Source organism: Cloacibacillus evryensis DSM 19522, assembly GCF_000585335.1.
GTDB classification, from domain to species: Bacteria; Synergistota; Synergistia; order Synergistales; family Synergistaceae; genus Cloacibacillus; species Cloacibacillus evryensis.
This window is the reverse complement of the sequence record NZ_KK073872.1, coordinates 2,305,001-2,318,472: the sequence shown is the minus strand read 5'-3', so window position 1 is coordinate 2,318,472 and position 13,472 is coordinate 2,305,001. Positions and strand designations below refer to the sequence as shown.

At 60.0% G+C, this 13,472-nt stretch carries 15 protein-coding genes; 12 read left to right on the top strand and 3 right to left on the bottom strand.

The genetic code is table 11. From position 1 onward, the window contains the following. Positions 1-4: 4 nt before the first annotated feature. From CLOEV_RS10340 to ade, 3 genes are all read right to left on the bottom strand, one after another. Positions 5-805 (bottom strand): family 1 encapsulin nanocompartment shell protein, encoded by an 801-nt coding sequence (locus CLOEV_RS10340; protein WP_034443566.1) that lies wholly within the window; start codon positions 803-805, stop codon positions 5-7. Between the two features lie 51 nt (positions 806-856). Next, positions 857-1,207, bottom strand: coding sequence for a ferritin family protein (locus CLOEV_RS10335; RefSeq protein WP_008712647.1), 351 nt, complete (start codon positions 1,205-1,207; stop codon positions 857-859). A 161-nt stretch (positions 1,208-1,368) separates the two neighbouring features. Then, positions 1,369-3,096: an adenine deaminase gene (gene ade, locus CLOEV_RS10330; RefSeq protein ID WP_034443564.1), complete on the bottom strand. Its 1,728-nt coding sequence runs from the start codon at positions 3,094-3,096 to the stop codon at positions 1,369-1,371. 107 nt (positions 3,097-3,203) lie between these two features. On the opposite strand from ade, the gene CLOEV_RS10325 reads away from it, so the two are divergent. From CLOEV_RS10325 to CLOEV_RS10270, 12 genes are all read left to right on the top strand, one after another. Beyond that, a complete protein-coding gene (locus CLOEV_RS10325; protein ID WP_034443561.1) occupies positions 3,204-3,992 on the top strand; it encodes an iron-sulfur cluster-binding protein in 789 nt (262 codons plus the stop codon). Continuing rightward, positions 3,982-4,899, top strand: a complete 918-nt coding sequence (locus CLOEV_RS10320; protein WP_084482320.1) for a dihydroorotate dehydrogenase — start codon at positions 3,982-3,984, stop codon at positions 4,897-4,899. Before CLOEV_RS10325 ends, CLOEV_RS10320 begins: the two co-directional genes overlap by 11 nt. A 26-nt stretch (positions 4,900-4,925) precedes the next feature. Next, a complete protein-coding gene (cmk, locus tag CLOEV_RS10315) occupies positions 4,926-5,600 on the top strand; it encodes a (d)CMP kinase (RefSeq protein WP_034443557.1) in 675 nt (224 codons plus the stop codon). Continuing rightward, positions 5,597-6,754, top strand: a complete 1,158-nt coding sequence (hflX, locus tag CLOEV_RS10310) for a GTPase HflX (protein ID WP_051485030.1) — start codon at positions 5,597-5,599, stop codon at positions 6,752-6,754. The genes cmk and hflX overlap by 4 nt, the downstream gene beginning before the upstream one ends. A 118-nt stretch (positions 6,755-6,872) precedes the next feature. After that, positions 6,873-7,760 carry a YicC/YloC family endoribonuclease gene (locus CLOEV_RS10305; RefSeq protein ID WP_008712631.1) on the top strand — a complete coding sequence of 296 codons (888 nt, stop codon included), beginning with the start codon at positions 6,873-6,875 and terminating at the stop codon, positions 7,758-7,760. Position 7,761: 1 nt separating this feature from the next. Further along, the gene (locus tag CLOEV_RS10300; protein ID WP_034443555.1) at positions 7,762-8,016 is read left to right on the top strand and encodes a DUF370 domain-containing protein; all 255 of its coding nucleotides are present in this window, start codon (positions 7,762-7,764) and stop codon (positions 8,014-8,016) included. After that, the gene (gmk, locus tag CLOEV_RS10295; protein ID WP_008712627.1) at positions 8,013-8,582 is read left to right on the top strand and encodes a guanylate kinase; all 570 of its coding nucleotides are present in this window, start codon (positions 8,013-8,015) and stop codon (positions 8,580-8,582) included. The genes CLOEV_RS10300 and gmk overlap by 4 nt, the downstream gene beginning before the upstream one ends. Next, entirely contained in the window at positions 8,579-8,803 is a 225-nt protein-coding gene (locus CLOEV_RS10290; protein ID WP_008712625.1) for a DNA-directed RNA polymerase subunit omega, read from the top strand. The genes gmk and CLOEV_RS10290 overlap by 4 nt, the downstream gene beginning before the upstream one ends. Continuing rightward, positions 8,787-9,998: a bifunctional phosphopantothenoylcysteine decarboxylase/phosphopantothenate--cysteine ligase CoaBC gene (gene coaBC, locus CLOEV_RS10285; RefSeq protein ID WP_008712623.1), complete on the top strand. Its 1,212-nt coding sequence runs from the start codon at positions 8,787-8,789 to the stop codon at positions 9,996-9,998. The genes CLOEV_RS10290 and coaBC overlap by 17 nt, the downstream gene beginning before the upstream one ends. Beyond that, complete coding sequence (locus CLOEV_RS10280) at positions 9,998-11,794, top strand: primosomal protein N' family DNA-binding protein (protein WP_034443554.1); 1,797 nt, start codon at positions 9,998-10,000, stop codon at positions 11,792-11,794. The genes coaBC and CLOEV_RS10280 overlap by 1 nt, the downstream gene beginning before the upstream one ends. Positions 11,795-11,827: 33 nt before the next feature. Next, positions 11,828-12,097 carry an ACT domain-containing protein gene (locus CLOEV_RS10275; RefSeq protein ID WP_008712621.1) on the top strand — a complete coding sequence of 90 codons (270 nt, stop codon included), beginning with the start codon at positions 11,828-11,830 and terminating at the stop codon, positions 12,095-12,097. Positions 12,098-12,103: 6 nt separating this feature from the next. Further along, positions 12,104-13,462, top strand: coding sequence for a PFL family protein (locus tag CLOEV_RS10270; protein WP_008712620.1), 1,359 nt, complete (start codon positions 12,104-12,106; stop codon positions 13,460-13,462). Positions 13,463-13,472: the final 10 nt, after the last annotated feature.

Sequence of the window (13,472 nt, the reverse complement as noted above, 5' to 3'; positions counted from 1 at the left end):
TCTCTTATTCCGCTATCTTGAGTTCGACGAAGGCCTCCGGCGTCGTTACGCGGAAGGTGAAGGTCTCGGTGATGTAGAAGTTGACCTCTGTCGCGGTGTGCGACTGGTAGCCGATGGAGAGGTCCTGTCCGACCACGAGTTCGCTGTCGCCGCCGCGGAGCGAGGTGACGAAGTTCGTCTCGTACTGTTTTGAGAGGACGATCTTGTCAACGATCTTTTCAAGGCTCTTTTTGAGCGGGTACGCGGTGTTCGAGGTGACGATCTTCTCCCATACCTTTTTTGAACATACGAAGAGGTAGGGGCCGCCGACGTTGCGCGTGGCGAGCACCTGCGTCGCGTCGTAGATCGCTTTGATGAGCGAGTCGTCATCAAGGGCCGCTTCGATGGGATCGTTGTCCGCTTCGAGCTCTATCCCGAGGATGCCGGCCTCTTCAAGCCCCTTGAATACCGCGGTGTCCTCAAAGAGGGCCGCCTGGCGCGCCGCTTCCTGGAGCGGCGTATAGTCCGTCGTCTTGCAGCCGCGTGAGATATCGTCGAGGTCCCACATCGGCAGGGTAAAGGGGACGCGGATCTCTACGAGGGGCAGTACGTCGCGTACGCCATAGTTTACGCCCTCGACCGGCGATTCCTCCGCGAGGGTAAGCGTTCCCTCCGAGATCGAATCGCACTGCCAGCCCTTCGGATCCGACACATCGGCTACCTTGCGCCCGCTAAGCACGCCGCGCAGTACGTCCGCCGCCTGTTTGTCTATCTCTGTCCATGCCGCCGCCGCTATCGGCGCGAGTGATCTTTTAAGAATGTCCATTGTTAAACTCCCTTCTGTCTTCTATATCATCTATGATGCTGTCCGCTGATATTATAATTTCCCTATTTTAAGATCCTGACCGCGCGCTCCGGCGTCGGCGCCGGGGCCGTCTTCAAGGTCGATGCCCATCGTTCCCGCCTGCGCGTTTGCCACATATTCCCCGATCTCTTTGTCCCAACCGTTCATGTAGACTTTGAGCCATCCGACAAGCATCGCCGAGTGTTCGATCTCCTCGTCGCGGTTGTGCGCCATGATGCGCTTAAGATCCTCGTTCGTGCAGGTGTTCACGCGCTGGTTGTAGTAATCGATGGCTTCAAGTTCTTCCTGAAGGCTTTTGAGCGCCTGCGCTATATCGACTGTCTGTTTGTTGAGCAGGCCGTAAGGTTCTGTGTATGCTTCCATGTTTAAGCTCCTCTCCCTCTTTTTGTGCCTTGTTCAGGCGTTTTAGTGGTTATAACCGGTTGGCACTACTATTTTAACAGATATAGTTTGAGACCGGCCAGTTATCTTTATTTGAAACTATTTTAAATTATATCATTGAAATTAGCAATTAACAACCGTAATTAACGCACGAAGAGCGGGATTTCCCCGCCGCCCGTGATATCAAAGTATCCTTTGTCCGTGAGCTTGAGTTCGGGGATGACGGAGAGCGACATGAAGCTCAGGTGCATGAAGGCGTGTGGGTTCGTGCAGCCCAGCGCGTCGCGCGCCGCGGCAAGCGCCTCGAGTTTTTTCAGCCCCTCGCCGGCGTCGAGCAGGCTCATGAGGCCTCCGACGGGAAGTTCGATCTCTGCCAGTATTTTTTCCCCTTCGGCGATCACTATCCCGCCTCTGATACGCGATAGTTCGCGCAGCGCGGCGGCCATCGAAATGTCGTCCATGCCGGCGCAGGTGAAGTTGTGCGCGTCGTGGGCGATGGAGGATGCGATAGCCCCTCTCACAAGGCCGAAGCCGTGAAGGAATCCGATTGAGAAGCGCCCTGTGCCGCGGTTTTTTTCGACTACCGCCATTTTTGCAAGTTCGCGTCCGGCGTCGGCGCAGGCAAATCCTCCGATGTCGGTCGGCTTCATCTTCAGCGTCTTGGTGACGACCTGTCCGGGAATGACGCCGATGACGTTTATCTCGGCGCCCGGGTCGTCTATCTTCACGCGCAGCTCGTCCGCCGCCGGCGTGCGCACTTCGCCGCTGTATCCGGGAAGCGCCGAGGTTACGGCGGGAGTTGTTTTTTCGATCACCGCGCCGTTTTCTGCGACCAGTTTTCCTCTCTTCCATACCTGGAGTACGGTGCATTTTTCCAGGCCGTCCACCATTACGATGTCGGCTATCTTTGCGGGCGCGAGCGCGCCCCGGTCGTAGAGGCGGAAGTATTCCGCCGGTGTCAGAGTTATCGTGCGCAGCGCCGCGAGCGGCTCGACGCCGTATTCTATCAGCTCGCGCAGGCAGCCGTCCAAGTGGCCGCGTTCTTTGATGAACATCGGGTTTATGTCGTCGCTGACAGTGAGACAGCGCACGGCGAGTCCCGGGCGTTTTGCGAGGATCGGGGCGAGCTCTTTAAGGTTCCTTGCCGTCGCCCCCTGGCGGATCATCAGGTACATGCCGCGGCGCAGCTTTTCCAGCGCCTCGTCCTCCCCGTCGCATTCATGGTCGGAGGTTATCCCGCCGAGCAGATAGGCGGAGAGTTCTCTGCCCCTCACGCGCGGAGCGTGGCCGGTGATGACCTTGTCCTTTGCCGCGGCGAGCTTGGCCCACACTTTGTCGTCTCCGAAGCAGACGCCGGGGAAGTTCATCATTTCGCCGAGATGTGTACAGGCGCCTTCGGCGAAAAGTTTTTCTATCTCGCCGGCTTCGATGTCTTCAAAGGGCGTCTCCTGCGCGGAGGCCGGAACGCAGGAGGGCGCTCCGTAATAGAAATCTATCGGGAGTCCCGCGCTTTCGCGGTGCATGAAGCGTATCCCCTCCACGCCGCAGGTGTTCGCTATCTCGTGCGGGTCCGGCATCACCGTCGTCGTGCCGTGCGGTGAGACGGCTCCCGCAAGGACGCGCGGCGTCATGAAGGTGCTCTCGACGTGCATATGCCCTTCGATGAAGCCGGGCAGCAGCAGCCGTCCCGTACAGTCGACCGTCTCTTTTGCCTCGTAGCCCGCGCCGATGCCTACTATGACCCCGTCTTTGACGGCGATGTCGCCCGTCTCATATTCCATCGTGCAGAGATTCGCGAATCTCGCGTTTTTGAAGAGCAGGTCGCAGGGCTCTTCACCAAGCGCGCTTTTTAGTAATGGTTTAAAAATCATCTCTCAACAGCCCCCTATATATGAGCTCTTAAATGGTAAAATATACTTTGGAATGCACGTCTATATTGTATCAGGGAAATTGCAGATTGCGAAAGCGGGGAATGCGGATGACGAACTGTGACTGTAACGCGCAGGAGGTAAACGATTATCTCCTTCCCGTCGTTAAAAATAAAAAACTTGCCGGCAGGCTCTTCTGGATGACGTTTGAGGCGCCAGGGCTTGCGAGGAGCGTGAGAGCCGGGCACAGCGTAATGATCTTCCCGGATATGGGGACGGACCCGCTGCTCGGCCGTCCCTTCGCGGTGGCGGACGCCGACGCGGAGCGCGGAGAGTTCTCCGTCTGTTATGTGCTTGTCGGGCGCGGCACGGAGATGCTGAGCCTGGTGCCGGCCGGCGCGAAACTGCGCGTGCGCGGCTTTCTCGGAAAGCCCTGCCCCGACACCGGCGACGAGCTGATCCTTGCGGGCGGCGGCGTCGGCGCGGCTGCGCTGATGATGAAGAAGCGCGAGCGAAGAGAGCGCTGCTCGCTTTATATCGGAATGCCGGGACGCGGTTACGAGGGCTATGCCGAAGAGATTCTTTCGATACATCCCGACGCGAAGATATTTGCGGACGACGGTTCATTCGGCGAAGGGGACTCGATGTTCAAGGCGCTGCCCCGCCCGCTCGCGGATGGAATGCAGGCCTGGTGCTGCGGTCCCGTGGGGTTTCTGGAGGCGATGCGCCGCCATTATGAGGATACCCCGCAGCGGCTTTATTATCTTCTTGACAAGCGCATGGCCTGCGGCTACGGAGGCTGCATGGGCTGTGCGATCGAAACGGCGAACGGACTTAAACGGGTCTGCGTCGACCAGACGATCTTCCGGGCGGATGAGGTGAATATCCATGACAACTAGCATATCGGCAAAGATCGGCGCGCTGTCGCTGGAGAGCCCCGTTATCCCCGCGTCAGGCGTCTGGCCCTATGCGCCGGAATTCTGGCGCGAGCCGAAGCTCAACGGGATCGGCGCGCTCTGCACGAAGGCGATCAGCCTTGAGCCGCGGCGAGGCAACCGCGGCGTCCGCGTCTGGGAGACTCCCTCCGGCGTGCTCAACAGCATCGGGCTGCAAAACTGCGGCGTACGGGAGTTTTCGGAACGTTACGCGGAGCTTGTGAAGAGTTCCCCGCGCCCCGTCATTGCGAACGTGGTCATGGAGCGCCCGCATCAAACGCAGGAAACGCTGAGGGTGCTGGAGGATATGGAGGGCATCGCGGCTGCCGAGCTGAATATCTCCTGCCCGAATGTTGACGGCGAGGGCATGGCCTGGGGCGTGGCGTGCGGCTCCGCCGCCGAGGCGGTGCGCGCCGCGCGGAAGATATGGCGCGGGCCTCTGTGGGTGAAGATGACCCCGCAGGCGGCCGACCCGGCGGCGGTCGCGCAGGCGGTCGAGGCCGAGGGGGCGGACGCTATCGTCTGCGCCAACACCTGGCTCGGCATGTCCATCGACATGGCGTCGGGCAAGCCGGCTTTTGACCGCGTCGTCGCCGGATTGTCGGGCCCCGCGATATTCCCGCTCGCTCTGCGTATGGTCTGGCAGACGGCGGGAGCCGTCTCGATACCTGTGATCGGCTGCGGCGGCGTGACCACGGCAGCCGACTGCATGGGAATGATCCTTGCCGGAGCTTCGGCGGTCGAGGTCGGCAGCGCCTTCTTCAACAATATCGGCGCGGGTGAGACGATCTGCGCGGGATTGCCGGAGCTCGTCGCCCGCTATAAGGCGGAGCGGATATCCGAGCTTGTCGGCTTTGCGAGAAAAAGATAGTTATTAACTTGGATTAAGAGGGAATCATGGAAGAAAAAAAGATCGTTGTTGCAATAGACGGCCCCGCGGGGGCGGGGAAGAGTACGGTGGCGCGCGCGGCGGCGGAGCGGATCGGCCTGCCCTATCTCGATACGGGCGCGCTTTATCGGGCGATAGCCTGGAAGCTCAGCAAAGAGGGTATCCCGCCGGAGGACGGCGGCGGCATATCAAAGGCGCTGGCCTCCTTCCGCCTTGAGTTTTCCCCGGGAGGCATCACGGCCGACGGTACGGATGTCACGGCCGCGATACGCACGCCGGAGATCGACGGGATCGTTTCGGCCTACGCCGCGCGCGCGGAGGTTCGCGACGCGCTCATCGAGCTGCAGCGCGCGCAGGCGAAGAACGGCCTTGTCGCCGACGGCCGCGATATGGGGACGGTGGTCTTTCCCGACGCGGAGCTGAAAATATTCCTCACCGCCTCCGCCGAGGAACGCGCCCGCCGCCGGTACAAGGAGCGCCTGGAGAGGGGCGAGGCCGCGGATTATGACGAGATATTGAGGCAGGTCGCCGAACGCGACAATTATGACATGACGCGGGAAATAGCGCCGCTGCGGCCGGCGCCGGGCTGTATAGTCCTTGACAGTTCGGATATGGACGCGGCGCAGGTGACGGAGGCGATATCTTCGCTGGCGCTGCGGTTTATGGGGCAGGATATTCGTTGAGCAGACAGAAACGGACTTCGATCGACCTTTCGCTGAAGCCGCCGAAGGCGGTCATCGCCGCCGTCGACTGCGGCAGCGCCGACGATACCGAGCAGTCTCTCGACGAACTGGTGATGCTGCTCGAAAATATCGGCGTGCCTGTTGCCGCCCGCGTCGTGCAGAAAAGGAAGATCCCCGATCCGGCCCACTTCATCGGCGCCGGCAAGGCTCTCGAGATAAAGGAGTACGCGCTTCCCAACGAAGTGACGCACCTCGTCGTGGACGATTTCCTCTCGCCGACACAGAAGAGCAATCTGCAGAAGGTCACCGGCCTGCAGGTGTGGGACCGCGCCTTTGTGATAATGAAGATATTCGAGAGCCGCGCCCATACCGCCGAGGCTAAATTGCAGGTGGAGCTTGCGCAGTACCGGTATGAGATCCCGAGCCTCAAGGGGTTGGGACATCAGATGTCCCGCACCGGCGGCGGCATCGGGACGCGCGGCCCCGGCGAGACCGAGTTTGAGCGCCATCGCCGGAAGCTCGACCGGCGCATGAAGAGCATCGAGCAGAGGCTTGACGACGTACGCAAGCGCAGGGAGGAGCGGCGTGACCGCCGCCGCCGCGACGGCGTGCCGGTAGCGGCCCTTGTCGGTTACACGAACAGCGGAAAATCCACCCTTTTGCAGGCGCTCTCCAAAGACGCGGGGATCGTCTCCAAAGACCAGTTATTTTCCACGCTCGACACGGTGGTGCGGAAGATCGGCTATCGCGGCGGCGAGGGGCATTTTCTGCTCTCCGACACGGTCGGCTTCATACGCAAGCTTCCGCCCGCGCTGGTGGCCGCCTTCCGCGCGACGCTTGAGGAGGCGGCGAACGCCGATCTGCTGCTGTTGGTGCTCGACTCCGCCGACAAAGAACCGATCGAGACGCTGGGGATCGTTCTCGATACGCTGAACGACCTTAAGGCCGACCACCTTCCCCGTATAGTCGTGCTCAATAAAATAGACAAAAGCGGCGAGGCGGCGGATTTTATCGCCGTGGAGCTGCGCGCGCGCGGCGAGCGTGTCGTCTGTACCTGCGCGCTCGACGGACGCGGTTTTGACGAGCTGCTCGGAGAGATAAAAAAAATTTTTGAAAGTGAAGTTGCCTTAACCGGCATAAAAGATATATTATAAAGGGATAGACGCGTCCGCAGCCCGAACCCTGAGGCGACGGCCGGCATTTTTCACCTATCCGGCGCGGGCGTCGGCCTGCGCGCGATACCGCGCAAGACTTTTTTAAAGGGTGATTTGCATGTACGTAAGCATGACCGGCTTCAGCCGCTCCCAGGTGCAGACAGCATGGGGAACGCTCAGCATGGAGATATCGAGCGTGAACCACCGCTATCAGGAGATATCGGTGCGCCTGCCGCGCGAGTTCGCGAGTTGGGAGCCGTGGTTCCATCAGAAACTTAGAAAACTTTTCCGCCGCGGGAAGGTGCAGCTGCGGATGGAGGTGCTCTGGGCGCAGGCCTTTAAGACGGGGCGCGTGAACCGCGAGGTGCTGCTCTCTTACTGCAATGAATTGCTCGAGCTGCGCCGCAGCCTCGCGCTGCCGCTCAACCTGGATATAGAACAGGTCGCCTCTTTTCCCGGAGTGCTGGACCTTCCGCGCTTTGACGACGAAGAAGAGTCGCAGACTGTCGAGGCCGTCTTTGAAGAACTCCTGACGAACGCTGCGGCCTCGTGGCAGAGGATGCGCGAGACCGAGGGCGCCCACCTGCGCGATGAGGTGCTCGTCCATTTGGCGGAACTTGAACGGCTGGCGGCGCAGATAGAGGAACGCTGGCTGCCGACGCGCGACGCCGCCTTTGCCGCCATGCGCGCGCGCGTTTCCGAGGCGCTTGAAAAGATGGGGGAGAGGCTCGAAGAGGCGCGCTATATGCAGGAGATCGTCCTGCTGACCGACAAGTGGGATGTATCCGAGGAGCTTGCGCGTCTCAAAAGCCATACCGCGAAATTCCGCGCCGCCGGCGAGGACGGCGACAGTACGGGACGCAAACTTGACTTTATCATCCAGGAGATGAACCGCGAGGTAAACACTCTCGATTCAAAGGTGGCGGACGCGGAGATCCGCTGGCTGGCGGTGGACGCCAAAGCCTGCCTTGAGCGCATCCGCGAGCAGATACAGAATCTTGAATAATATGTCTTACAAACTTGTACATGTAGGATTCGGCAATATGGTCGTCGCGGAGCGTGTGGTCTCTATAATCAGCCCCGATTCGGCTCCTATCCGCCGCCTTAAGGACGAGGCGCGCGAAGCGGGGCTGCTTGTCGATGTGACGCAGGGACGCAAGACGCGGGCGATACTGATAATGGACAGCAAACACGTGATCCTCTCGGCGATACAGCCGGAGACGATCACGGCGCGGTTTGAGGGCGAAGGGGAGCGGTCATGAGAGGGACTCTTTATATTTTTTCAGGACCGGCCGGCGTAGGGAAGGGGACTGTGCTGCAGCGGGCGCTGAAAAAGCTCCCCGGCATAGGCTACTCCGTCTCGTGCACGACGAGAGAGCCCCGCCCGGGGCTCGACGTCGAGGGGGAGACCTACTATTTCCTCTCGGAAGAAGAGTTCCGCCGCCGGATAGCGGCGGGTGATTTTCTGGAATATGCGAACGTCCACGGACACCTGTACGGCACCCGCAGGGACATCGTCGAAGAGGCCCTCTCAACGGGCAGGGACATCGTGCTTGAGATAGACGTCCAGGGAGCCGCCATCGTAAAAGAAAAGATGCCGGAGGCGGTGACGGTATTCGTTAAGCCGCCCTCTTTCGGCGAGCTCGCGCGCCGTCTTAAAAAACGCGGCAGCGAAGGCTGCGAGGAACAGGAGCTGCGCATGAAGAACGCGAAAGAGGAGCTCTCGCACGCAGGGGAATATGACTATGTGATAGTGAACGACATTGTGGAAGACGCAGTGTCCGAATTTATAAAAATTGTGAAAAAGCATAGGGAGGAAATCAAATGATTTACATGGATCTTGAGAAAATTTACCGCGAAAGGGATATCCCCAATAAGTATATCCTCACCCTCGTCATCTCGGCGCGCGCGCGCCAGCTCAGCGAACGCAAGGACCTCGGCGGCGATGAGAAGTATATCTCGAAGGCCGTCAGCGATGTGACGGAGGGCAGGATCTCCTACAAGATAATCGATCCTCTCCCGAAGACAGAAGATGTGCCTGCGGCATAAAAAGATACTTTTCGGAATAAGCGGCGGCATCGCCGCCTACAAGGCGCCCGACCTGCTGCATGGCTGGGTGAAGATGGGCTGTGAGGTGGAGACGATCCTTACGGAGTCGGCGGAGGCCTTTGTAAGTCCGATGGTGCTTTCTACGCTCAGCAAGCGCCGCGTGTGGCGCGAGCGCGACTTCATGTCGCCCGAGCATGGGTGGCGGATTCCCCATATATCGCTCACAGACTGGGCGGATCTCTTCGTGATCGCGCCCTGCACGGGCAGCGTGCTGCGGATGGCGGCGGAGGGCGACAGCTCGACGCTGCTCGGCGCGTCGCTGCTGGCCAATGATAAACCGCTGCTGCTCTTTCCCGCGATGAACTGCAAGATGCTTGCCAATGAGGCGACGCGGGGCCACATGCGGACCCTGACGGAGCGCGGGGCAGTCGTCGTCGACCCGGACAGCGGAATGCTGGCCTGCGGCTACGAGGGCAAAGGACGCCTTCCCGCGGGCGAAGCGATAAACGATTATGTGAAGATGATGCTCTGCGCCCAGAAGGACCTTTCCGGCCTCCGCCTGGCGGTGACGGCCGGACCGACGCACGAGTACATCGACCCTGTGCGCTACATAAGCAACCCCAGCAGCGGCAAGATGGGCTACGCGATCGCGCGCGCCGCCTGGCAGCGCGGCGCGGAAGTCACCCTGATAACCGGCCCGACCTCTCTTACGAGGCCCGCCGGCATAAAGGTCGTGGAGACCGTCAGCGCGGACGACATGTATGAGGCCTGTATGGAGGTCTCGGATGAAGCCGACGTCATCGTGAAGGCCGCCGCCGTCGGCGACTACAGGGCCGCGAGCCGCGCCGGCCAGAAGATAAAACGCGGCGGGGCCCAGGGGCTCACCCTTGAGCTTACGCAGAATCGGGATATAGCCGCCGCCCTCGGCCAAAAGAAACGGCCCGGACAGATACTTGTCGGCTTTGCCGCGGAGACGCAGAACGTGCTTCAGAACGCGCAGAAGAAGATGGCCGAGAAAAATCTCGACATTATCGTCTCAAACGACGTGCTCGCGCAGGGAGCGGGCTTCGCCGTGGACACTAATGTGATAACGATACTGGAACGCGGCGCTGAGCCGGCGCGCTTCTCCGGCACAAAGGAGGAGGCGGCCGACCGTCTGCTTGACGCAGTCGCCGCGCGTACCGCAAAACTGTAATGGCCCTTGTGCAGGCCGCGATCCCGGCCCCCTGGTGGACGCCCCTCACCTATAGCCATGACGAGGCGCTGCCCGAGGGGCTTCGTATCTCCGTTCCTCTCGGTCGGGACCGGCGCGTCGCGATGACGCTCGCCGGCGACGCGGAAGAGGGGATCGACCCCAAAAGACTGAAACCCGTAGCTGGCGTGATCGACGACGTCCCCGTACTTCCGGCGGAGCTGTGGCGGCTCATAAAGTGGTTTGGCGAAACATGGTTCATCGGCGCCGGACTCGCGATGAAGACCATCCTTCCAACAAAATTTTTCACGGATGAGAGGCTTCCCGCCTTGCCAAAGGCGGAGAGGACGGAAGCAAAATTTTCCGCCGACGACATTTACTGCGCCGATCTCTTTCGCCGCTATGAATATTACCGGGAAATAATCGCGGGAGAGGGCGCGTCTCTCATGCTCTTCCCCGAGGTCAAGCTCGCGAGGTCCTTCTGGGACTCGCTGCCGAAGGGGCTGCGGGAAGAGGGAGGGCTTTGGCCCGTTTCGGCGCCCGCGCAATGGAAGATGTGGAAGAGCGCGCGGCTGGGGGAGCTCCGTTTTATCGTAGGCTCTCCGGGGGCCGCCTTCGTGCCGCTTGCGGGACTCTCCGCGATAGCGATGGACGAAGAAAACCAGGGCGGCTGGCGCACGCAGAGCCACCCGCTCCTTCACCTCAGAAGCCTGCTCGGTATGCGCGCGACCTTCGCGGGGGCACGCTTCGTCCTTGGCGGTACGATGCCCTCCTCGAAGGGGTTCCTGCGCGCCGAACCCATGTGCGGCGAAGAGAAAAACGACGGGCGGGTAGTATTCGTCAGCCTTAAAGATGCGCTCGCATCCGAATTCGAGGCGTTGAAAGATACCCTGCCGATAAGCGAGCCGCTTATCAGAGAGACCGCCGCGGCGAGGCGCGCGGGAAAGTGGGCCCTGTGGCTGCTTGACCGAAAAGGCTACGCGGGGGAGCTCCTCTGTGAAGAGTGCGGCAAGACTTTGCGCTGTAAACGCTGCGGCTCCTCGATGCGCTGGGAGGAGAGCCGCCGTTCGCTCCGCTGTACCGCCTGCGGACAGCGCGAGCCGATACCGGAAAGGTGCCCAAACTGCGGCGGCCTCCTGCTTACCGGCGTGCGCCCAGGGCTCGAGGCGCTTTATGAAAGGGTGGAGGGCGCTCTGAAGCACCGCTACAAAAACGTCCTTCTTATCCAGAACATGGAAGACAAGATGCCGAAGCCGGAAGCGCTGGCGGAAAAATATCCTGACGGCGCTCTCGTCATCGGCACCCGCCGCATACTCTCGCTCTGTGACGAACTGTCGCCGGCGGTCGTCGGCTGGATAGACGCCGACGCCGAGGCGCGTTCGCAGGAATATGACGCGAAGGCGCGCGCCTACGCGATGCTGTGGGAATCGATGTGGCGGGGCGGAGGGTCGCAGGAGAGAAAGATCGTCGTCCAAAGCCGCAGGCCGGGGCGGGAGTGGCAGGACGCACTGCGGCGCGGCTGGCGCGTATTCTGGCAGCGCGAACTGAAAGAGCGCCGCGAATGGGAGCTGCCGCCCTTTATGCCGATGATAAAGATATCGACGCCCGCCGGCATGGCGGAGAAGATCGTTTCTCAGCTTGAGGGGGCGGAGATGGAATACTGGCTTTCTGAAGAAAACAATGAAGAAATATGGGTACGTACCAAACGATTCGGGCAATTAAAAAATATATTAAAGCCTTTTTTTGACATCAGGGGTACCAGAAACGGTTTTCCTACGGTATTATTATACCTTGACTAAACTTATAGAAATGATCTGGAGGTATGAGACAGAATGAAAGCGATCGTAACGGTATTGGGAAAAGACCAGGTGGGGATAATTGCAAAGGTTTGCACATACCTCGCGGATAAGAACGCCAATGTGCTTGAAATATCGCAGACGATAGTCAAGGGATACTTCGACATGCTCATGATCATCGACATCACCGCCTGCGCCTGTACTCCCGGCGAACTTGCCGGCGGCCTGAAGGAGCTTGGCGAAGAGATAGGGCTGATGATAAAGTTCCAGCGCGAAGAGATATTTGAGAGCATGCACAGGATATAACCGAAGATGATAAGCAAATCCGAAGCGCGCAAGACAAACGAGATGATACAGGACGAGAACCTTGACGTCCGTACCATCACCATGGGCATCAACATCCTCGACTGCGCAGACCCCAGCCCGGAAAAATTCTGTACGAAAATATATGACAAAATCACCCGCTCCGCCGAGCGCCTCGTGAAGACCGGCGATGAGATCGCGATGGAGTTCGGCGTCCCCGTCGTCAACAAGCGGATCTCGGTCACACCGGTGGCGATCGCCGCCTCCGCCTGCGAGACTGACAGCTACGTTGAGATCGCGCGCACTCTGGACCGCGCCGCGAAAGAGGTCGGCGTCAACTTCATCGGAGGATTCTCCGCGATGGTGCAGAAAGGCACCGCGGCCGCCGACCAAAGGCTCATAAATTCGGTGCCGGAGGCGCTCGCCGTCACGGAACGCGTCTGCTCCTCGATAAATCTTGGCACCAGCCGTTCCGGCATCAATATGGATGCCGTGAAGCAGATGGGGCAGGTCATAAAAGAGACCGCCTACCTTTCACGCGAGGCCGATTCTCTCGGCTGTGCGAAGTTTGTCGTCTTTTGCAACGCCGTCGAGGACAACCCCTTCATGGCCGGAGCGTTTCACGGCGTGGGAGAGCGAGACTGCGCGATCAATGTCGGCGTAAGCGGCCCGGGAGTCGTGAAGCGCGCTCTTGAAGAGGTGCGCGGCGCGGACTTTGAGACACTATGCGAGACCGTGAAAAAAACAGCCTTTAAAATAACGCGCGTCGGCCAGCTTGTGGCGCGCGAAGCATCAGAACGGCTCGGCGTCCCCTTCGGCATCATAGACCTTTCGCTTGCGCCGACGCCGGCCATCGGCGACAGCGTCGCCGAGATATTCCAGGAGATGGGGCTCGAATACGCGGGAGCTCCCGGGACTACGGCCGCTCTCGCGATACTTAACGACAATGTGAAAAAGGGCGGCGTGATGGCTTCATCCTACGTTGGCGGCCTCAGCGGGGCCTTTATACCGGTCAGCGAGGACCACGGCATGATCGAATCCGTCGAGGCGGGCGCGCTGACGCTCGACAAGCTGGAGGCGATGACCTGCGTTTGCTCCGTGGGGCTTGACATGATCGCCATACCCGGCGATACTTCACCTGAGACGATATCCGGCATCATTGCCGATGAAATGGCGATCGGCATGATAAATAATAAGACCACGGCGGTGCGTGTGATACCGGTATACGGAAAATCCGCCGGCGAAACGGTGACCTTCGGAGGTCTGCTTGGTTACGCCCCGATAATGCAGGTGAACAAGTTTGACTGCTCGGCATTCATCAACCGTGGCGGAAGGATACCGGCGCCGATACACAGCTTCAAAAACTAACTAAAAAGGA

What these genes read in the sequence shown, in the direction of transcription:
- CLOEV_RS10340 (WP_034443566.1), bottom strand. Translation starts at nt 805, where the DNA reads ATGGACATTCTTAAAAGATCACTCGCGCCGATAGCGGCGGCGGCATGG.
- CLOEV_RS10335 (WP_008712647.1), bottom strand. Translation starts at nt 1,207, where the DNA reads ATGGAAGCATACACAGAACCTTACGGCCTGCTCAACAAACAGACAGTC.
- ade (WP_034443564.1), bottom strand. Translation starts at nt 3,096, where the DNA reads ATGATTTTTAAACCATTACTAAAAAGCGCGCTTGGTGAAGAGCCCTGC.
- CLOEV_RS10325 (WP_034443561.1), top strand. Translation starts at nt 3,204, where the DNA reads ATGACGAACTGTGACTGTAACGCGCAGGAGGTAAACGATTATCTCCTT.
- CLOEV_RS10320 (WP_084482320.1), top strand. Translation starts at nt 3,982, where the DNA reads ATGACAACTAGCATATCGGCAAAGATCGGCGCGCTGTCGCTGGAGAGC.
- cmk (WP_034443557.1), top strand. Translation starts at nt 4,926, where the DNA reads ATGGAAGAAAAAAAGATCGTTGTTGCAATAGACGGCCCCGCGGGGGCG.
- CLOEV_RS10305 (WP_008712631.1), top strand. Translation starts at nt 6,873, where the DNA reads ATGTACGTAAGCATGACCGGCTTCAGCCGCTCCCAGGTGCAGACAGCA.
- CLOEV_RS10300 (WP_034443555.1), top strand. Translation starts at nt 7,762, where the DNA reads ATGTCTTACAAACTTGTACATGTAGGATTCGGCAATATGGTCGTCGCG.
- gmk (WP_008712627.1), top strand. Translation starts at nt 8,013, where the DNA reads ATGAGAGGGACTCTTTATATTTTTTCAGGACCGGCCGGCGTAGGGAAG.
- CLOEV_RS10290 (WP_008712625.1), top strand. Translation starts at nt 8,579, where the DNA reads ATGATTTACATGGATCTTGAGAAAATTTACCGCGAAAGGGATATCCCC.
- coaBC (WP_008712623.1), top strand. Translation starts at nt 8,787, where the DNA reads ATGTGCCTGCGGCATAAAAAGATACTTTTCGGAATAAGCGGCGGCATC.
- CLOEV_RS10280 (WP_034443554.1), top strand. Translation starts at nt 9,998, where the DNA reads ATGGCCCTTGTGCAGGCCGCGATCCCGGCCCCCTGGTGGACGCCCCTC.
- CLOEV_RS10275 (WP_008712621.1), top strand. Translation starts at nt 11,828, where the DNA reads ATGAAAGCGATCGTAACGGTATTGGGAAAAGACCAGGTGGGGATAATT.
- CLOEV_RS10270 (WP_008712620.1), top strand. Translation starts at nt 12,104, where the DNA reads ATGATAAGCAAATCCGAAGCGCGCAAGACAAACGAGATGATACAGGAC.